Source organism: Corynebacterium sp. HMSC071B10 (assembly GCF_001814825.1).
In the GTDB taxonomy this organism is placed as follows: domain Bacteria; phylum Actinomycetota; class Actinomycetes; order Mycobacteriales; family Mycobacteriaceae; genus Corynebacterium.
Window position 1 is genome coordinate 1 of record NZ_KV817955.1, and the last position, 18,229, is coordinate 18,229.

Here is an 18,229-nt window from a genome sequence, read left to right on the forward strand (position 1 = left end):
GCTCGCGGCAACGAGAAAATACTTAACCATCTTCACAACAAACACGCAAACCCCCAGCGCAGTGGGGGTTTTCAAGCGAGCAAAGCGATCAACAGGCGTTAGTGGTACGTCGCCAATGGCCCGTGTGGGCCCTCGATGACTTTCACCGGCGTATTGAAAATCTTGGTTAACAACTCATCTCGCATGATCTCGTCCGGCGTGCCGAAGGCGGCGATCTGGCCGTCTTTGGCCGCGCAGATGTAGTCCGCGTAGCGGGCGGCGAAGTTGATGTCGTGCAGCACGATGATGATCGTGCGTCCGAATTCCTTGGCCGCGGAGTACAGGTGCTTCATCATCTCCACGGAGTGGGCGATGTCGAGGTTGTTCAGTGGCTCGTCGAGAAGCACATAGTCCGTTTCTTGGCACAACACCATCGCGACGTAGGCGCGCTGGCGCTGCCCACCCGAGAGTTGGTCGAGGTAGCGGCCCTCGAGGCCGCGCAGCCCGAGGAAGTCGATGTACTTGGAGACGATCTCCTCGTCCTCCGCGTTGAGGCGGCCCTGCGTGTACGGGAAGCGGCCGAAGCCAACGAGTTGGCGCACGGTCAGGCGGGTGACAAAGTGGTTTTCCTGGCGCAGGATCGAGATGATTTTGGCCAGGTCCTTGGATTTTGCGCTGGTGACATCCATGCTGCCGATTTCGACGGTGCCGGAGTCGATAGACAGGAGGCGGCCGATCATGGTGAGCAGCGTCGATTTCCCGGCACCGTTCGGCCCCACGAGTGCGGTGATACCACCCGCTGGGATCTGCATGTTGACCGGTCCGATGGCCACGTCCTCGGTGTAAGCCTTGCTTACATTGCTCAGCGTGATCACAGTCGTCCCTTCCTGAGGATGACCACCAAGAAGGTGACCCCTCCTACCAGCTCGATGATGATGGACACTACGCCCTGCGCGTAGAAGACATGATTCATGACAAAGTATGCACCTGCCAAGATGCAGTACCCCAGAAGCATTGCCATGGGGAAGATGTAGCGGTGGTCGTAGGTATCGGTGAATTGGTAGGCCAGCGTGGCCACCAAGAAACCGAGGAACGTCATGGGGCCGACCAGCGCGGTGGACACCGCCATGAGCACCGAGACCAGCACTAGTGTGAACACCGCGTGCTTCTTGTGTTGCACGCCGAGGTTGATCGCCACATCGCGGCCCAGAGCAAGCACGTTCAGTCGCTGCGCATTCCACGCGAGTAGCGCCACCGACACCACCACGAGCGGCACCGCCAGCGGGTAGTAGGCAGGGTCGGCGTTGTTGACCGAGCCGAAGAGACGTGCGGTGAGCACATCGAACTCGCTCGGTGTGAGCATGCGCTGCATAAACGTGGACACGCTGCCCAGTCCCCCGCCGATGACGATGCCGACCAGCAGCATCGCGTGCATGTTGTTGCCCTCCCCGGTCAGCAACCAGGAGTACAGCACCAGGCTCAGGCCCACCATGAGCACGAGCTGGAGCACGAACATCTGCGTGGTGTGCGCTTGCGCCAGCCCCGCCGCCCCGAGGAAATAGACCGTCGCCGTATGAATCGCGATATACAGGGACTCAAAACCCATGATCGAGGGCGTGAGGATGCGGTTATTCGTCACCGTTTGGAAGGACACCGTCGCAGCGGCCTGGCACACGGCCACAATCAGCATCGCCACCACCGCCGTCGAGCGACGCTCCGCGATGAGCCAGTATCCGCGGGACCCAAACTCCATCGGGTTTTCGTAGCCGATCAACCCGAAAGTAAACAGCACAGCAGCGGCCAGCAGGGCGCACAGCAATACCCAGTAGCGCCGCTTGCTCTTGGGGGTTTGGAACGCACCGACGTTCCGGTCCGTCCCAGCTTCGATCGTCGTATTAGCCACGTCGCGTCTGCCTCACAATCAGGGCGACAAAGACCACTGCACCGACGACGCCCAGGATCACGGACACCGGCATCTCAAAGGGCGCGATGATCGTGCGTCCAAGCAGGTCACACACGGTGACGATGCCGACGCCGAGCAGGCAGACCCAGGGCAGGTTAGACCGCAGGTCGTCGCCACGCACCATGCTTACAATGTTCGGCACGATCAAGCCCAGAAAAGGCAGGTTGCCCACCACCACGGTCACCACACCGGCGGCGATGGCGACGAGCCCCGTGCCGACGAAGACGATGCGGTTGTAGTTCAGCCCGATGTTGGTCGCAATGTCCTCGCCAAGACCTGCGGCGGTGAGCCGGTCGGCGTAGAAGAACACGGCGATCACCACCAGCAGCACAACCCACAGGACCTCGTACTGCCCGGCGATCACGCTGGTAAACGAGCCAGCGAACCACACGCCAAGCGATTGCAACAGGTCAGTCTGCAGCGCCCAAAACGTCGAAATCGAGCTCACGACCGCACCCAGCATGATGCCCACGATCGGCACGATCAGGCTCGAGCGCAGCGTCACCTTCCGCAGGAAAGCGAAGAACACCATGGTGCCCACGAAGGCAAAGACCACGGAGAGCAGCATGCGGGCAATTATCGACGCGTCCGGCATAAACACGTACGACGCCAGCAGCCCCAGCCCCGCCCACTCGGTGGTACCCGTGGTCGTCGGTTCGACGAAGCGGTTTTGTGTGAGCATCTGCATGATCAGCCCGCTCATCGCCATCGCGGCACCGGCGAGCACGAGCGCGATGGTGCGCGGCACGCGGGTGGTTTGAAACATGGCCCACCCGTCCTCGGTGCCGAGGATGTCGTACTGGCCGACCGCCAGCGAGGCTACAAGCAGACACAGCACAACACCCACACCCACCCCGAGCTTCCAGTTCAGGAGCGCGGGGCGGGTGGGGGTGTCGGTCTGGAGCGGTGCTGTCATTGACTAAGCGTTCTCAAACTTCTCGGCGAGCTCGTTTAGGATCTCGGTGTACGTGATGATCGACTCATTAGTGTACGTGTCGTTCGGTGCAACATACACATGGTCCTCCTGAATGGCCTTCACGTTCTGCAGCGCGGCGGATTCGGAGAGCACGTTCAGCGCGGCCGGCGAGTCCTGGGTCTTGATCGCAGCATCACGGTCGAGTGCGAGGATCCAGTCCGGGTTAGCGCTGGCGATCGCCTCGACGGAGATGTCATCACCCTGGTGGTCGTCGGAGGAGTTCTCCACCTCAAGCGCCGGGGTCATGCCGATCAGGTCGAACAGCGGGCCCCACACACGGCCGATGCCCGGAGCAACGTAACCGATCTCGCCACCGGAGACGTTCACGGCCATCACCTTCTGCTCCGGGTTGTAGGCCTTCTTCGCGCGCTCGAGTGCGTCCTTGAAGTCCTGGATGGTCTTCTCCGCTTCGGCTTCCTTGCCGAAGATGGTGCCCAGCGCCTCCGTCTGGCGAATCAGCTCAGCATCGAGGCTCTCACCGTCGCGCGGCTCGAAGTCCACAAGCACCGCGTCGGGGACAAGCTTCTCAATATCCTCGTCATACTTTTCGAAGCGCTGTCCGGAGACAACCACGTCCGGCTCAGCAGCGACGATCGCCTCGAGGTTCGGCTCGCGGTGGTTACCGATATCAACGATGTCCTCGTCATCCGCAATGCCCGGGATCGTCACCGGCACGAGCGCACGCGCCGCAGCCACAGGCTTGACGCCCCACTCGTCCAGCAGCTCGAAGGAGCGGTTGTCCAGCGCCACCACGCGCTTCGGCGGGCTCGGCACCTCCTTGGAACCGTAGTTGTCCTCGACCGTCACGGTGCCTTCCGCGCTTTCTGCCTGGGCAGTATCGCTTGCCGACGCCGCGGTTCCCTCGCCGCCCGTCGACTCTTCAGCCGCCGTGCAGCCAGTAACAGCGAGGGCCGCAGCGGTGATGGCCGCTGCGAGGGCGGTACGTGGGTGACGAAGCATGTAGAAAACTCCTTGTGTCGTAAAAATAAGGATAGGGTTACCTCAAAGAAAGCTAGGTCAGCGACCAAGGTTAGGCAACCCTCACCCCCGCTCGGTTACATAATTACACTACACGCATGTTTTCTAATTCTCCGGCGGGGGTAGATGTGGGTTAAACAACAAAAAGATCCCGGCGAGTACATACTCGCCGGGATCTCTTTGCGGTGGAGCCGCCGGGAATTGAACCCGGGTCCTTCATCACCGCGCCAGGGCTTCTCCGTGCGCAGTCCGCACGCTACCTCTGCTCGGCTCTCCGGATCAGGCGGACATGTCCGGATGATGAGCCCAGTGAGTGAAAAGGAGTCCCCTCCGCGGCCCACTCACAGGCCGGGAAGGCAAGTCCCCTAAGTCGATGCCAGGTACCGGGTCGGGGACGGCCCCGGCCTGACAGACTCGCGGTCGCTAGCTCTTAGGCAGCGAGGGCGAAGTCACGCTGAGAGTTCTTCTCTGCGTTTATTGGTTGCTGCGACGCTTACGGTGGTCTCCAGCCTGCACCGGCACGCTTCCCCTGGCTTAGTCGATGAAGTCGAAACCTGAATCGACCCCTTTTCAACTACGGGAACCGTAGGAGAGATAACTTTACCTCTCCCCTATGCCAACCGCAAGGGCCAAGGTTTATTCCATCCCGGTCGGTGTGATGCGGAGGAAGTCCACCACGGCGTCGGGGCCCGCGTCGACGGCGAGGCGCGCGGCCTTGGCTACCGACGCCGCGTCCATCTTCGGCGCGTCACCGTGGGCCGGGGCGGCGATCATGTCGGTGTTGGTGCGGCCCGGGTGCAGCGAAGTCACCCGAATCGCGCCTGCCTCTTCGAGGCGGAGGGCGTCGGTAAACCCGCGCAGTGCGAATTTGGAGGCGCAGTAGGCGGAGTTTTCGGGGACTCCGAAGAAGCCGGCGCCGGAGTTGATGGTGATGATAAGGCCACGTGAGCGTCGTAAAGCAGGCAAAAGCTCGCGGGTCAGGGTGACGGGAGCGTGGACATTGACCTCCATGGTCTCGCGCCATTGGGCCTCGGTGAGCTGGTCGAAGGGGGCCTTGTGCAGCACGCCGGCAGCGTGGATGAGCACGTCGACCTGCTCGATGCGGGCCGCGGCGCGAGCTAAGGCTTGAGTATCGGTGAGGTCAACCTCGAAGGGCTCGGCGCTCGGCAGTGCGGCGACGATCTCGGAGGCATCTTTCGACGCCCCGGCGATGATGTGGTGGTCTTTCCCCAGCTCCTCGGCGATCGCGCGGCCAATGCCACGCGACGCACCGGTAATCAATGCAGTCTTCATGCGCCCCACCGTAGCGGGAAACGCCTTTAAGCCTTGATCCCCTTGAATTTGCGGCCCATGTCGCGGGCGATTTCGCGGTCCTCGGTGCGGCGCTTGATCGCGCGGCGTTTGTCGTAGTCCTGCTTGCCCTGCCCCAGGCCGAGCTCGAGCTTCGCCCGGCCGTCCTTCAGGTAGAGCGACAGGGGGATAAGCGTCTTGTTGCCGTCGCGAAGCTTGCCCGCTAGCGAGTCGATCTCGCGGCGGTGCAGCAGCAGTTTGCGGGTGCGGCGCGGCGGGTGGTTGGTCCAGTGGCCGCGCGAGTACTCGGGAATGTGCATGTTGCGCAGCCAGACTTCGCCGTTATCGATGGTGGCGAAGGCCTCAACAAGCGACACCTTGCCCTCGCGCAACGCCTTGATTTCCGTGCCCTGCAGCACGATGCCGGCTTCCCAGGTGTCCAAGATGGTGTAATCATGCCGAGCTTTCCGGTTGGTCGCCAAAACCCCGGTGTTGCTCAGCTTCTTCTTTTTACTCTTCTTGGCCATAAGGGAACCAGTCTACTACTTGCGCACGTAGGAGCGAAGCGCCACCTGCGCCGCGATCGCGCCGACGACCATCGCGCCCAGCCCCACGAGCGGCATGACGGTCCACACCGCGGAGTCCGGTACGCGGGCGATTAGCGCGGAGGCGTAGAGGTCACCCAGCATCGGGTCGACAATCGAGCGCTTGCCCACCCAGGTCAGCACGGTGGCCAGCACCGCGCCGATGAACACCGAGATCAGCGCCTCAAGCACGAACGGGGCTTGCGTAAACCAGCGGGAGGCACCCACCATGCGCATGATGCCGATCTGGTCGCGGCGGTTAAACGCGGCCAGCTGCACCATGTTCACGATCAGGAAGATCGCCGCGAGCGCCTGCGCGGCCGCCACCGTAAACGTAACGTTGCGGAAGGTGTCCATCGTCCCGGCGGCCTCGCGCACGGTGTCGGCCTGGTCAGTCACCACCGTGACCTGCGGCATATCCGCCACCTTCTCAATCGGGGTGGTGTCGGCCGGGTCCGTCAGACGCACGTGGAGTGCGGCCGGCAGCGCTTCGGCCGTGGTCTCGCGCACCAGCTCCGGCTCGGATTCCTCAAAGAGCTCCTTGAAGCGCTCAAAGGACTGCTCGCGGGAGCGGAACGTCACCTGCTCTACCCCACTGTCGGCCTGCAGCGTGTCGCGCACTTCCTTGCAGGCCTCCGAGGAGCAGTCCTTATCGTTGGCCGAGATCTCCTCGTCCAGCTCGATCATCACCTCGACGCGATCCAGGTACAGGTCCTTCGTGTCCGAGGTCGCCTGGGAAATCAAAATGCCGGCTCCGACGAGCACGAGAGACAGCGCGGTGGTGATCACCAGCGCGATCGTCATCGTGATGTTGCGGCCCAGTCCGCGGAACCCCTCGCGGAAGATAAAGTTCCAGTTCATTGCTATCCCCTCACGTTTCCGTAGACGCCGTGCTCGTCGTCGCGCACGAGCCTGCCCAAATCGAGTTCCATCACGCGCTTGCGCATGTCGTTGACCGCGCGCGCGTTGTGCGTGGACATCACCACGGTGGTGCCCATCCGGTTGATGCGCCCAAGGAGCGCGAGAATCTCGTCGGCGGTGGCGGGGTCGAGGTTGCCCGTCGGCTCGTCGGCAAGCATGAGCGCAGGCTTATCGACGAACGCACGCGCAATCGCTACACGCTGCTGCTCACCGCCCGACAGCTCGTTCGGCATGCGGTTCGCCTTCGCGTCGAGGCCGACGAGCTCGAGGGCCTCCGGCACGAGCTTCTGGATGCGCGACTTCGACTTGCCAATCACCTCAAGCGCGAACGCAACGTTGTCGTACACGCTGAGCTTGGGCAGCAGGCGGAAGTCCTGGAAGACGTAGCCGATGGACTGGCGCAGTAGGTTCACGTCCTTGCCGCGCAGCGCGTTGACGTGGAAGTCGTTGAAATAGATGTCGCCCGAGGTGACGTTTTCCTCGCGGATCATCAACTGCAAGAATGTGGACTTGCCGGACCCGGACGGGCCGATGAGAAAGACGAAGTCTCCGTCGTTGATGGTGAAGGACACGTTGTCCAGCGCGGGCCGGGTCGACGTGGGATAAACCTTGGTGACATTCGAGAATTTGATCACCGGTCTCACTCTACCTGTTACTGGTGTGACAGGTGAAGCCCCGGGCCGCGCTCATCAAACGCACGACCCGGGGCTTTCCCGCAGGCTGTGGACACTCCACGCCGTCTTCAGTGCGACGACGCGAGCGCCTGTGAACTTCTTAGTCGTTCACGTAGAGGTACTGCTTGTTCACGAACTCGTCGAGCGCGAACACGGACAGCTCACGGCCGAAGCCGGAGCGCTTCACGCCACCGAAAGGCAGCACTGCGGAGAAGTACTGGCCGAGGTTGACGTGGATCATGCCGGTGTCGATCTGGTTCGCAACCTTGATAGCGCGGTCGGTGTCCTCGGAGAAGACAGCGCCACCCAGGCCCTGGTAGGAGTTGTTGGCCAGCTCGACGGCCTCTTCCTCGGAAGATACCTTGTAGATCTCCGCGACCGGGCCGAAGAACTCCTCGTAGTACTCGTCGGAGCCCACCGGCAGGTCGGTGAGCACTGCCGGGGAGTAGTACGCCGAGTTATCTTCCAGCACGCCACCGGCGCGCAGGTTCGCACCCTTGGCCACTGCGCGCTTGACCTGGTCATCCAGCAGCTCCGCAGCGTGGCGCGAGGACATCGGGTAGTACTCGTTCTCGCCCGGGTTGGACGGATCGCCCTTCTTGAAGGACTCGGCGATCTTGACCATCTCGTCGACGAACTCGTCGTAGATGTCGTCCATGACGATGATGCGCTTGTTGGAGGTGCACACCTGGCCGGCGTTCTGCACGCGCTTCGCCCATGCGTCCTGCGCTGCGGTCTTGATATCCGCGGAGTCCAGGATGACGTACGGGTCGGTGCCGCCGAGCTCGAGCACGACCTTCTTCAGGTTCTTGCCCGCGGTCTCCGCGATCTTCGCGCCAGCGCGCTCGGAACCGGTGAGCGAGACACCCTGCACGCGCGGGTCAGCGATGATGTCCGCGATCTGGTCGTGGGTGGCGTAGACGTTGATGAACACGCCGTCCGGCAGGCCCGCCTCCTTGAGGATCTCCTCGAAGGCCGCAGCGGACTTCGGGGTGATCTCCGCGTGCTTGAGGATGATGCAGTTACCGTTCATCAGGTTCGGGCCCGCAAAACGAGCGACCTGGTAGACGGGGAAGTTCCACGGCATGATGCCCAGCAGCGTACCCAGCGGCAGGCGGCGCACCACTGCCTTACCGCCCGGGACGTCGACCTTCTGATCAGCCGAGTGCTCAGCGGCGTGGTCTGCGTAGAACTGCATGATGTCGCCGGAGAAGTCGGCCTCCCATGCGCCCTCCGGCACAGACTTGCCCATCTCCTGGGCCATGATCTTGCCGAGCTCCTCGGAGCGCTCCTTCAGCAGCTGTGCTGCCTTGGAAACGATCGCCGCGCGCTCCTCGTAGGAGGTGTGACGCCAGGTCTTGAACGCCGCCTCGGAGCGATCCAGGATGTCCTTGATCTCCTGGTCGGTGGCGTAGTCGAAGGTCTCCACGACCTCGTTGTTGACGGGGTTCTGGACACGGTACTGATTGGCCATTGTGTTCCTTTCTTGGTTTTTGTCTCGGTTGTGAACTATAGCACTACGCGCCTGGCCTGTAAGCGCCGTCGCTCATCTTGATGCCTTCGTCCTGGCCCATGTAGGAGGTTTCTTCGGTCAGGGCGTCCAGCAGCGTCTGGTGGTTCTGCTTGACCTCCTGCTCGAGCGCCTCCGGGTGCGCGCGCAGCAGGTCGAAACGCTGCTGGACGAGCGGCAGGTCGAGCTCGACGAAGGGGCGCGAGGCCGCGTGCGGCACGTTGTAGATATCGGCAACCTCATCGCCGTGCATGATGCGGGTCGCGGCATACATCCAGTCGTCGATGGACTCGTCCGGGAACGGCAGCAGCTGCTTGACGTTGGTACGGAAGCCGCTGAACAGCGCCTCGACGAGGGCGTGCGAGGCCTCGTTCGGCTCGCCGTCGATGAAGTGGATCGCGTCGATGCTCTCCTGGGATGCGTCGATATCAGTCTCCGGCTCCAGAATGTCGCGCGGGATACCGAGCATCACACCAACGACGCGCCACAGGTAGAAGAGGTCCTGCTCCTCCTCCAGCGTCAGGCGGTAGCCCAGGTTACGCAGGTAGGTAAACGCAATGTAGGTGAAGTCGAACCAGGTGCGGAACATGTCGAACTCGCTGATCGGCGCGCCCCAGTCGGAGGTGTCCAGCCCCAGTTGAGTCTGCACGCGGCGCACGTGTGCGTGCATCGCACGCACCATGCCGGTGTGGATGTAGCTGACGTTGCCCGGCTTCAGCCCGTCCTTGAGGTAGACGGAGTAGATCCAGTTGGTGGTGTATGCCAGGCGGTGTACCGCACCCTCGGTGAGCTCGCCGGTGTTGACCAGGATGTTGGCAATCGACGGGGTGGCGTAGGTGTGGACCAGCGCACCAGGGCCGAGCGAGAGGTTCTGCGCGAGCACCGGGATAGACAGCGCCGCACGCTGGCCGCGCTCGAGGCGCTCCCAGTCCACGCCCTCGAGGGCCGCGTTCATATCGTCGATAAGCGCCTTGACCTCGGGCAGAGTGTTCTCGTCTGCCTCACCGCGGGCGAGCGCCTCGCGCAGGTTCGGCATGATGTCCTTGGCTTTGTTGCCGCTGGTGTAGAGCGCGTCGGCGATGGGGTCCATCGCCCACAGCGCCTGCTCGAAGCGCTTGGCGCGGGCTTCGCCGAACTTTGCGACGAATGCCTCACGGTCGCCGCGCGCCGCCGGCCAGTCAGCACGGTCATAGTGGTCCGCGGCCAACGGGTTATCAGTGAATGTCTGAGTCATGAGTGTGCTCCTTTGTAAGGATGTCGTTGTATCTAGGGGTAAGGGATGGGCCCGAAGGTGCCCTGCGCCGGTTCTAGCGCAGGCCCTCCTTCGAGGTGTCGTGCAGCTTGTACTCGGCCTTGACGTGCGGGGCCTTCTCCGCGATGTAGTCCTCGATCTGCTTGAGAACGTCGGACCACGGCGGGTTGCCGTCCGCAGCCTTCTTCACCTTCCTCGCCTTCGCTCCGGGGAGCTTGTCGAGCACGCGGTAGATCACCGCTTCCGCCTTCGCCTTGAGCAGGAACGCGATCTTCCAGTGCAGGTAGCGGGTGCCCTCGAAGCGGGAGCCCTTCACCATGAACTGCGTCTCCTCGTCGCCGATGATCAGCGACAGGGCGCCCAGCACCTGGCCCGGCATCTGCGGATCCAGGTCCTCGAGGATGCCCATCAGAGCAGTCGCGACGCGCACGTGGTACATCGAGGAGTACCCGCCGTTGGCGTAGATGAAGTCGGTCATCTTGCGCATCTCATCGCCCGTCTTGGGGATGAGGCGCTCCTCCGCGCCCATGAGGTAGAGCACCCAGGCCCAGTACATGGCAACGTCGTCCCACTCCTCGCCGGTGTGGGGGCGACCGAAGAACTCGTCCACGCCGATCGGCATGAGCGCGAACCAGCCCTCGCCAGAGACGAGGAAAGAGGAACCGATCGGGCGGCCGAACTCGTTGTAGTGGTCCGGGCCCCAGAGCTTCTCCAGGCCGCGGTTCGCCTGGGCGTGGAGCAGGCGAACGCGCACCGCAGCCTTGAGGCCGTCGCTGTAGCGGTCGAACACGCCCTTCTTACCCAGGTCGACGAAGAACTTCACCGTCTCAATGATGCGGGTGAAGGACTCAATTTCGAACATGGCGGTCTCGCCGGTTGCTGCCGAGGTGCGGTCCTCCATCGTGGTGGCCCAGTAGGCAAAAGCGATGGACAGCAGCTCCGAGGACGGGGTGACGTTGTAGTAGGCGATACGACCGCGTTCTGCGGCTTCAAGGTCAATCCAGTCCGGCACATTGTCCACTTCCGCGAAGAAGTCGACAAGCTCCGGCGCCGGGTCAGCGACCTTGTCGATGCCCTCGTTCAGCGCCGTTTCAAAGTCGGCGCGGGACTTCTCCGCCCCGTCACGCTTGAAGGCCTCGGCCAGCTTCGCGCCCGTCTCGTCGGTCTGCCACATGTGGTCATCCAGCAGCTTGGTCTGGAAGCTGTCGTAGCCGTCCCAGTCGTCGGCCACGGTGTGCCAACGGTCAAAGAGGTTGTGGCGCAACTTGGACCAGCCCGGGCGGCTCGTCCGGCGCTTCGGTGCCGGGCGCAGCGGCATCCCGTCGCGGTAGAAGTAACGGAAATCCTCGTAGGGATTGTCCGACATCGGCAGAACCTCCGGACGCACCGGGTTCTGGTAGCCCTGCTCCTCGCGGGCTTCTGTACTGGCAGTCATTTACGTTCCCTTCCCTTTAATTAGGGGGCCGCGGCGGCGGCTGGTGAATATGGCTTACAGCAAAACCAGTGAAGGCGATCAACAACGACCAACGAGTGTTATTTAACTAATAGTCACACTTAGGTGTATTGTCGATCACTTTTTGCGTGGCTTTATACTATCCATTACAAGGTTGCTCGGCAACTGATTCGTACCGCGTTTTTGGATGAAGAATTTCGCAATGGAGGTCGCGATGGGATACGGCAAGGGTATGGGCGGTTTTTCCGCACTCTTTGGAGGCAAGAAGAAGCAGAACGACCCGAATGCGGCAGACCGAGAAGCCGCGTTTAATAGCCGGAAACCCGCTTCCCCACCCCCAGCCGCACCCCCGACCCAAGCCCCTGCCCAAACAGACTCCGAAGAAATCATCGAGCTAGTCGCCACCGACGTCGAACGCGCCCACGGCATTGCGCTGATCACGCTTGAAACGCAGGACGGTTCCCCGCTGCCCGGATACGAGCCCGGCTGCCACGCCGACTTTCTGCTCCGCACTCCGGAAGGGGAAGAGCTTGTCCGGCAGTTCTCCCTCTACCCCACGCATTACCTAGGGAAGGAACCCGGCGCGCAACGCCCCACCTACGGCATCGAAGTCAAGCTGGAGGACAACTCGCGCGGCGGGTCGATCGCGGCACACAATATTGAGCCCGGCGACACCGTTCGTATCCACCCACCGCGAAACAATTTTGCACTGGCCGAAGGAGCCAAACGCTCCGTCCTCGTCGGTGCCGGCGTAGGCATCGCCCCGATCTTCTCACTTGCGCGAGAGCTGCAGATCCAGGAAGCGGACTATTCGGTGCTCTACTTCGCTTCCAGCGAGGAGCGTGCGCTGATGCGCCACCTCATCGACACCTACCTGCAGGGCCAGACGAAGAGCATCTTCGCCACCGGCGAGCGCGAAAAGCAGTCCGGGTACATCGAGGAGGCACTCGCGGAGTCCGACGTGCCGCCGGAGGACACGCACCTGTACGTATGCGGACCGCAGGGATTTATGGACAACGTCATTGCCACCGCTAAAGAAGTACTGCCCAAGGAGAACATCCACTTCGAGGTGTTCCGCGCCGCAGAAGAGGTCCTCGCGGGCAACCACGAGGCCGACGGGGCCTTCGACGTGATCTTCAACGGCGAGACCTATCACATCCCCGAGGGCGAATCCGTCCTCGACGTGTTCGAGGACGAGGACGTGCCGATCCTGTCCCAGTGCAGCGAAGGCACGTGCGGCACCTGCATCATGCGGGTTGTCGACGGCACCCCTGACCACCGCGACAGCGTCTTTACCGAGGAGCGCCACGAAAACGGCGCATTTGCCACCTGTGTTTCGCGCGCGCTATCCCCCACGCTCACGCTCGAGCGGTGGCGCACCAAGCTCTAGGACCACAGTTCACCCCGCACAGCGCAAAGCCCGCACCGCGCAACGCGCGGTACGGGCTACATCGGCCTTACAGTTTAGAGGAACTGCTGCAGCGCCGGGCCTGCCACAGATGCGAGCCCGCTCAGTGCGATGAGGATGACACCGATGATGATGCCGGCCTGCTTCCAGCCGTCCATCTCCTCGGAGACGTAGTTCTTGCCCTCCTTGCAAGCCTGGATCGCTTCAGCATTGTTGGCCGCAGCGATGGCATCCGCATCAGAGGAGCCAAAGGCCTGGCCCAGATCGGCAGAGGCGCGCACCGCGCCGACGTTGTCCTCGGTGAGCTTACCGAGTTCCTGCGAACGGTTGACCTTCGAACGGTCCCAACGCCCGCTCTTGCCCTTCAGATCGCCGTCCAAGGAGATGCGGCACACCGTGCCGTTGCGTTCCATCGTGTTCGACGCAGCATCCGCAGCCGGAGCAACAACAGACAGGGACATCGCGGCAGCAAGCGCTGCGGCAGCAAACTTCTTCACGGCAAAACCTTTCAGGCGTGACAGGAAATATTCAGGTACATTAATGCACCCTAGCCGCCCCATTGGCATTCCCCACAATCGCTTAGAAAAAGGCTACCCCCCCCCCGTCAGAGCAGTCGCACCATTGCCACGCCGACCAACACGATGGCCAGACCCGCGAGCCGGAATGCCGTAGGTAACCCCCTCTTACCACCGCCGATACCGAAAGATTCGAGCAGCTGGCCACAGATGATCATGCCGACGAGCGAGCCAATCACGGTCGTGCCGGTGCCCAGGATAGGCGAAAGGGTCGCGCCGCCGAAAACGAAGACAGCACCGAGCAGCCCGCCCAGCCACATCCACCACGGCCCCGGTGCAACGCCGGAGGCCACCGCTGCGCGGGGTGCAGGCAGCACGAGTACTAAAACCAAGAGCACAACCAAGCCCACGGCGAGCGAAATCTGGCCGGCCTGGATCGGGCTGTGCAGCACCTTGCCGAGGTAGCCGTTCACGGCGGTCTGCGTCGCGGACCCCATCCCCATCAACACGCCGAAAACGCGCAGGACCCATGCACGCGAGCCGCGGGCTGTGCCGTGCAGTGGGGCTCCACGGCCGACTTCCAGCACCATCGCGATGCCGATAAGCACGATGAGGGCACCGAGTAGCCGGAGTGGTCCGACTGGGGTGGGTGGGTAGTTGAAGAGCCCCGTGGCGTCGACAAGCAGCCCCATGATCACTTGCCCCAAGATTGGCAGGATCGTGGTCTGCACCGCGCCGAGCTCCGGGAAGAGCACGATGTTGCCGGCGATGAACATCACGCCCATAAAGCCGCCAAGCCACACCCACCAGGGTTCGGAGGCGACAAGCGCCAGGTCCGGAACCAGGGTGTGTGTGGCTATGGCAGCAATGATGGAAGATGCCGCCACTGCAAGGATGAACGAGAGGAATGTCGCTCCGATCGGCGAGCCCACGCTTTGACGAAAGCGGGTGTTAATCGCGGTCTGGACGGGAACGATCGCCCCGACCAGCATGGCCACGGCGACCAGCATTCCTCGAACTCCTTACAGTGGCGTGCGGCGGCTACTCCTCAGTCGGGATCTCGCCGGCCGACTCGAGCATCTTGGCGACGTAACCGGTATTAATGTCACCGCTCCGGAACTGCTCACTGTTGAGCAGGTAGGCCTGGAACGGGCCGGTGGTTACCACGCCGTCCGTGGTCAGCTCGCCGAGCGCGCGCAGGGTGCGTTCGATCGCTGCGTCGCGGTCCTCCGCCCAGCAGATGAGCTTGCCCACCATCGAGTCGTAGAACGGCGGAATGGTGTAGCCGGACTCGATGTGCGTATCCATGCGAACACCGAAGCCGCCGGGTGCGCGGAAGTGCTCGATTGTGCCCGGGCGCGGCGCGAAGTTCTCGTTCGGGTCCTCCGCGTTGATGCGGCACTCGATGGCGTGGCCACGAATCTCCACATCGTCCTGGGTCAGGCGCAGCTTCTGCCCGGAGGCGATCCGCAGCTGCTCCTGGATCAGGTCCACGCCGGTGATCATCTCGGTGACCGGGTGCTCCACCTGGATACGGGTGTTCATCTCGATGAAGTAGTACTTGCGCTCGATGTTGTCGAACACGAACTCCACCGTGCCGGCGTTCTTGTAGCCGACCTCCTTGCACAGGTTAATCGCTGCCTGCTGGAGGCCCTCGCGCAGCTCATCGTCGATCGCCGGGGACGGCGCCTCCTCGATGAGCTTCTGGTTGCGGCGCTGCGAGGTGCAGTCGCGCTCGCCCAGTGCGATGGCGTTCTCGCCGTCGGCAAGCACCTGGATCTCGATGTGGCGGATGTCGGTCAGATAGCGCTCGATGTAGACCGACGAGTCGTTGAACGCGGACTGCGCCTCGTTCATGATCTCGTTGAGGTCCTTTTCCAGCGTGTCCTCGGACTCCACCACGCGCATACCGCGGCCACCGCCACCTGCAGCAGCCTTGATCAGCAGCGGGAAACCGGTTTCCTTGGCAACTTCGAGCGCCTCGTCAAACTCGGTGACCACACCGTCAGAGCCAGGCACCGTGGGCACGCCAGCGCTCTGCGCGATGCGCTTCGCCTCGATCTTGTCGCCCATCCGGCGGATGTGCTCGGACGACGGGCCGACAAAGCCGATGCCCTCGTCCTCGACCATCTTCACAAAGTCGGCCTTCTCAGACAAGAAGCCGTAGCCGGGGTGGATGGCGTCAACCTTGTACGCCATTGCCGCGGAGACAACCAGCTCGGGGCTGTTGTAGCTCTTGGCTGCGTTGGCCGGGCCGATGCAGACGGCCTTATCCGCTTCCTTCACGGGCAGCGAATCGCGGTCGCCCTCCGAGTAGGCCAACACGGACTTGATACCGAGCTCCTTGCAAGCACGGATGATGCGAAGTGCGATCTCACCGCGGTTAGCGATGAGCACGCTCCCCAACAAATCAGTCATTGCGGGACTCCTCACCTTTCTAGGGGTTTAGGGGTGTGCCTACTTCGGCTCGATGATCATCAGCGGCTGGCCGTGCTCGACAGCGTCCTCGTTGTCCACGAGGATCTGCTTGACAGTACCGGCAACCTTGGCCTCGATGTTGTTCATCAGCTTCATGACCTCGACGATGCAGAGCACCTGGCCGACCTCGACCTCGTCGCCGACCTTGACGAACGGGTCAGCGCCGGGCTTCGGCGCAGCGTAGAAAGTACCCACCATCGGAGCCTTCACCTCGACGCCATCGGCCGGAGCCTCTGCAGCCGGAGCCGGGGCAGCCTCAGGCGCGGCCTCCGGTGCCGGGGCAGCTTCCGGAGCAGCCGGAGCCGGTGCGGCCTGCGGAGCCGGGGCAGCTTCCGGTGCAGCCGGAGCTGGCGCAGCCTGCGGGGCCGGTGCCGGTGCGGCCTTGAGGTGGCTCAGGCCACCCGGGGTCTTGGACAGCGCGAGCTCGATGTCGCCGTACTTGATGGACAGCTCTTCGATATCGCCGGACTGCTTGACCCACTCGAGGAGGGACTTCAGCTCGTTGAAGTTGGTATCAGACATGGTTACTTGTCTCCTTTTTTGGTGAGGTTGATTTCGAGGTCGTCGGACTTGAGGTGGAACTCGCCCGACGTGGTGGTTTCGTAGATCTTCTGGACCAGCCTGGTCAGCTCGCCGCCTGCGATGCCTTCGCCCTGGCCGGCGCGCCCCTCGGCGACGAAGCGCTTCATCTCATCGACGTTGTTGCCCGGAATGTTCGCGCGCAGCAGGATCGTGTCGATGTCGTCGTCCGGGTACTGCTCCTTCAGGCCAGGCAGTGCGGGCTCGAGCTCGGGGCGGCCCTCCTGGATGTCGTGGGAGCCGTTCTTCTTGATCTTCTCCAGCGCGTCCGGGTCGATCGGTGCCAGCGGCTCGCCGTAGTGGCCGAGCGCGTACTTCTTAATCTCGTTCGGCACGACGGAGTAGCGCTCGCCCGAGATCACGTTCATCACGGCCTGAGTACCCACGAACTGGGCGAACGGCGTAATCATGATCGGGTACGCGAGCTCTTCGCGCACGCGCGCGGTCTCGTAGAGCAGGTCCTCGAAGCGGTCCGACAGGCCCGCGGTAGCCAGCTGAGACTCGAAGTTGGTGAGCATGCCGCCCGGCAGCTGGTGCATGTAGTGCACGCCGTCGAACGCGCGCGGCTTGCCGACGGGCTTGTCCTCGCGGTCCGCGATCTCCTGCAGCTTCTTGCTGACGTTGTCCACGCGCTCGTCGTCGATATTGACCTTGTAGCCCAGCGCGCGCAGGTCACGTGCAAGCGCCTGGGTTGCCGGCTGACCCTGGCCGTTTGCCAGCGGAGCAATGGAGGTGTGGATGGAGTCCACGCCCAGCTCGGCGGCGTAGATGTAAGTCAGCGGGGACAGGCCGGTCAGGGAGTGGGTGTGCACCTCGAGTGGGAGGTCCTCCCCGATCGCGCTGCGGATCGCCGGGATCAGCGTCTTCATACGGTCCGGGGTGAGCAGGCCACCGGCATCCTTGAGCATGATGCGGTCGACGTCGGTGCGCTCGACCAGCTCCTGTGCCTTGTCAATGTAGAGCTCGTCGGTGTGTACCGGGCTCAGGCAGTAGGACAGGCAGCCGTAGGTCTCAGCGCCGAGCTCCTTCGCCAGGATCAGCGTGTCCGCAATGTTGTCAATATCGTTCAGGCCGTCGAAGGCACCGATGACGCGGAAGCCGTTGGCGTAGAGACGCTCGACCCATGCGTGGATAACGTCGTCCGGCAGGAAGTCGAAGGACGCCAGGTTGCGCGAACGCACCATGGCTCGGAACTTCGTGCCCGGCGCTGCGTTCTCGTGCACCTTGCGGACACGCTCCCAGGGATCCTCCCTGAGGTAGCGCACCGGCACGTCGAACTGAATCGGAGCGACGAGGTCGACGTGCTCGAAGCCGGCGTTCGTAATGTCGTCGAGCAGCTCCATCATGTGCTCGGTACGCATACGGGTAGCCCAGATGGACTGGTGGGCATCACGCAGCGTGGTGTCGATGATCTTGATTTCACGCTCGCTGTTCTCCGGGCGACCACCCGCAGCAAAAATCTCGGCGAGACTTTCTGTGCTTAGTTCCTCTGGTTTGAGAGCAACCATATTTTCCTCCTTTAAAACACCAGCGTCGGGACAGCTTTTGAACTTATGACCCGCTCAAGTGCGCGTGTCTCCGATGGACTCATTGTAAGCACCCATCCATGTGACGTGCGACAAATTGTAAGTCGCACCTTAAAAGCGCCACTATTTCCCGTAGTCGACCC

General features: G+C 62.7%; 17 protein-coding genes and 1 other RNA gene. 1 reads left to right on the forward strand and 17 read right to left on the reverse strand.

Annotated features, from left to right (window positions below; all coding sequences use genetic code 11):
* Positions 1–98: 98 nt before the first annotated feature.
* The 12 genes from HMPREF2990_RS01215 to HMPREF2990_RS01270 all read right to left on the reverse strand — a co-directional run bounded on the left by HMPREF2990_RS01215 (position 99) and on the right by HMPREF2990_RS01270 (position 11,562).
* On the reverse strand, positions 99–854 hold the full coding sequence (locus HMPREF2990_RS01215; RefSeq protein ID WP_070762292.1) for an iron ABC transporter ATP-binding protein: 756 nt from the start codon (positions 852–854) through the stop codon (positions 99–101).
* The gene (locus HMPREF2990_RS01220; protein ID WP_070762293.1) at positions 851–1,882 is read right to left on the reverse strand and encodes an iron chelate uptake ABC transporter family permease subunit; all 1,032 of its coding nucleotides are present in this window, start codon (positions 1,880–1,882) and stop codon (positions 851–853) included. The genes HMPREF2990_RS01215 and HMPREF2990_RS01220 overlap by 4 nt, the downstream gene beginning before the upstream one ends.
* Positions 1,875–2,858: an ABC transporter permease gene (locus tag HMPREF2990_RS01225; RefSeq protein ID WP_070762294.1), complete on the reverse strand. Its 984-nt coding sequence runs from the start codon at positions 2,856–2,858 to the stop codon at positions 1,875–1,877. The genes HMPREF2990_RS01220 and HMPREF2990_RS01225 overlap by 8 nt, the downstream gene beginning before the upstream one ends.
* A 3-nt stretch (positions 2,859–2,861) precedes the next feature.
* Positions 2,862–3,878, reverse strand: a complete 1,017-nt coding sequence (locus HMPREF2990_RS01230) for a siderophore ABC transporter substrate-binding protein (RefSeq protein ID WP_070762295.1) — start codon at positions 3,876–3,878, stop codon at positions 2,862–2,864.
* Between the two features lie 201 nt (positions 3,879–4,079).
* Positions 4,080–4,463: a transfer-messenger RNA gene (gene ssrA / locus HMPREF2990_RS01235) on the reverse strand.
* A 69-nt stretch (positions 4,464–4,532) separates the two neighbouring features.
* Entirely contained in the window at positions 4,533–5,189 is a 657-nt protein-coding gene (locus tag HMPREF2990_RS01240) for an SDR family oxidoreductase (protein WP_070762296.1), read from the reverse strand.
* A gap of 26 nt (positions 5,190–5,215) precedes the next feature.
* Entirely contained in the window at positions 5,216–5,713 is a 498-nt protein-coding gene (gene smpB / locus HMPREF2990_RS01245) for an SsrA-binding protein SmpB (protein ID WP_038589000.1), read from the reverse strand.
* 15 nt (positions 5,714–5,728) lie between these two features.
* On the reverse strand, positions 5,729–6,631 hold the full coding sequence (gene ftsX, locus HMPREF2990_RS01250) for a permease-like cell division protein FtsX (protein WP_070762297.1): 903 nt from the start codon (positions 6,629–6,631) through the stop codon (positions 5,729–5,731).
* Positions 6,632–6,633: 2 nt separating this feature from the next.
* Entirely contained in the window at positions 6,634–7,326 is a 693-nt protein-coding gene (gene ftsE, locus HMPREF2990_RS01255) for a cell division ATP-binding protein FtsE (protein ID WP_038588990.1), read from the reverse strand.
* Between the two features lie 139 nt (positions 7,327–7,465).
* Entirely contained in the window at positions 7,466–8,839 is a 1,374-nt protein-coding gene (locus HMPREF2990_RS01260) for an NAD-dependent succinate-semialdehyde dehydrogenase (RefSeq protein ID WP_070762298.1), read from the reverse strand.
* Between the two features lie 43 nt (positions 8,840–8,882).
* On the reverse strand, positions 8,883–10,109 hold the full coding sequence (locus HMPREF2990_RS01265) for an oxygenase MpaB family protein (protein ID WP_070762299.1): 1,227 nt from the start codon (positions 10,107–10,109) through the stop codon (positions 8,883–8,885).
* Positions 10,110–10,182: 73 nt separating this feature from the next.
* On the reverse strand, positions 10,183–11,562 hold the full coding sequence (locus HMPREF2990_RS01270; RefSeq protein ID WP_246817385.1) for an oxygenase MpaB family protein: 1,380 nt from the start codon (positions 11,560–11,562) through the stop codon (positions 10,183–10,185).
* Positions 11,563–11,767: 205 nt separating this feature from the next.
* Between HMPREF2990_RS01270 and HMPREF2990_RS01275 the strand changes: the two genes are divergently transcribed.
* Positions 11,768–12,970 carry a PDR/VanB family oxidoreductase gene (locus HMPREF2990_RS01275; protein WP_083316918.1) on the forward strand — a complete coding sequence of 401 codons (1,203 nt, stop codon included), beginning with the start codon at positions 11,768–11,770 and terminating at the stop codon, positions 12,968–12,970.
* A 74-nt stretch (positions 12,971–13,044) separates the two neighbouring features.
* Here the strand turns inward: HMPREF2990_RS01275 and HMPREF2990_RS01280 are convergent, their stop codons facing one another.
* From HMPREF2990_RS01280 to HMPREF2990_RS01300, 5 genes are all read right to left on the reverse strand, one after another.
* Positions 13,045–13,485: a hypothetical protein gene (locus HMPREF2990_RS01280; protein WP_070762300.1), complete on the reverse strand. Its 441-nt coding sequence runs from the start codon at positions 13,483–13,485 to the stop codon at positions 13,045–13,047.
* Between the two features lie 107 nt (positions 13,486–13,592).
* A complete protein-coding gene (locus HMPREF2990_RS01285; protein WP_070762301.1) occupies positions 13,593–14,513 on the reverse strand; it encodes a DMT family transporter in 921 nt (306 codons plus the stop codon).
* Between the two features lie 31 nt (positions 14,514–14,544).
* Positions 14,545–15,921: an acetyl-CoA carboxylase biotin carboxylase subunit gene (gene accC / locus HMPREF2990_RS01290; RefSeq protein WP_070762302.1), complete on the reverse strand. Its 1,377-nt coding sequence runs from the start codon at positions 15,919–15,921 to the stop codon at positions 14,545–14,547.
* A 39-nt stretch (positions 15,922–15,960) separates the two neighbouring features.
* Positions 15,961–16,503, reverse strand: a complete 543-nt coding sequence (accB, locus tag HMPREF2990_RS01295) for an acetyl-CoA carboxylase biotin carboxyl carrier protein (RefSeq protein WP_070762303.1) — start codon at positions 16,501–16,503, stop codon at positions 15,961–15,963.
* Positions 16,504–16,505: 2 nt separating this feature from the next.
* The gene (locus tag HMPREF2990_RS01300) at positions 16,506–18,068 is read right to left on the reverse strand and encodes a pyruvate carboxylase subunit B (RefSeq protein WP_070762304.1); all 1,563 of its coding nucleotides are present in this window, start codon (positions 18,066–18,068) and stop codon (positions 16,506–16,508) included.
* Positions 18,069–18,229: the final 161 nt, after the last annotated feature.

Coding starts and splice junctions, on each gene's coding strand:
- smpB (WP_038589000.1), bottom strand. CDS start 5,713: ATGGCCAAGAAGAGTAAAAAGAAGAAGCTGAGCAACACCGGGGTTTTG.
- HMPREF2990_RS01265 (WP_070762299.1), bottom strand. CDS start 10,109: ATGACTCAGACATTCACTGATAACCCGTTGGCCGCGGACCACTATGAC.
- HMPREF2990_RS01240 (WP_070762296.1), bottom strand. CDS start 5,189: ATGAAGACTGCATTGATTACCGGTGCGTCGCGTGGCATTGGCCGCGCG.
- accC (WP_070762302.1), bottom strand. CDS start 15,921: ATGACTGATTTGTTGGGGAGCGTGCTCATCGCTAACCGCGGTGAGATC.
- HMPREF2990_RS01300 (WP_070762304.1), bottom strand. CDS start 18,068: ATGGTTGCTCTCAAACCAGAGGAACTAAGCACAGAAAGTCTCGCCGAG.
- HMPREF2990_RS01270 (WP_246817385.1), bottom strand. CDS start 11,562: ATGACTGCCAGTACAGAAGCCCGCGAGGAGCAGGGCTACCAGAACCCG.
- HMPREF2990_RS01230 (WP_070762295.1), bottom strand. CDS start 3,878: ATGCTTCGTCACCCACGTACCGCCCTCGCAGCGGCCATCACCGCTGCG.
- HMPREF2990_RS01285 (WP_070762301.1), bottom strand. CDS start 14,513: ATGCTGGTCGCCGTGGCCATGCTGGTCGGGGCGATCGTTCCCGTCCAG.
- ftsX (WP_070762297.1), bottom strand. CDS start 6,631: ATGAACTGGAACTTTATCTTCCGCGAGGGGTTCCGCGGACTGGGCCGC.
- HMPREF2990_RS01260 (WP_070762298.1), bottom strand. CDS start 8,839: ATGGCCAATCAGTACCGTGTCCAGAACCCCGTCAACAACGAGGTCGTG.
- accB (WP_070762303.1), bottom strand. CDS start 16,503: ATGTCTGATACCAACTTCAACGAGCTGAAGTCCCTCCTCGAGTGGGTC.
- HMPREF2990_RS01275 (WP_083316918.1), top strand. CDS start 11,768: ATGAAGAATTTCGCAATGGAGGTCGCGATGGGATACGGCAAGGGTATG.
- HMPREF2990_RS01225 (WP_070762294.1), bottom strand. CDS start 2,858: ATGACAGCACCGCTCCAGACCGACACCCCCACCCGCCCCGCGCTCCTG.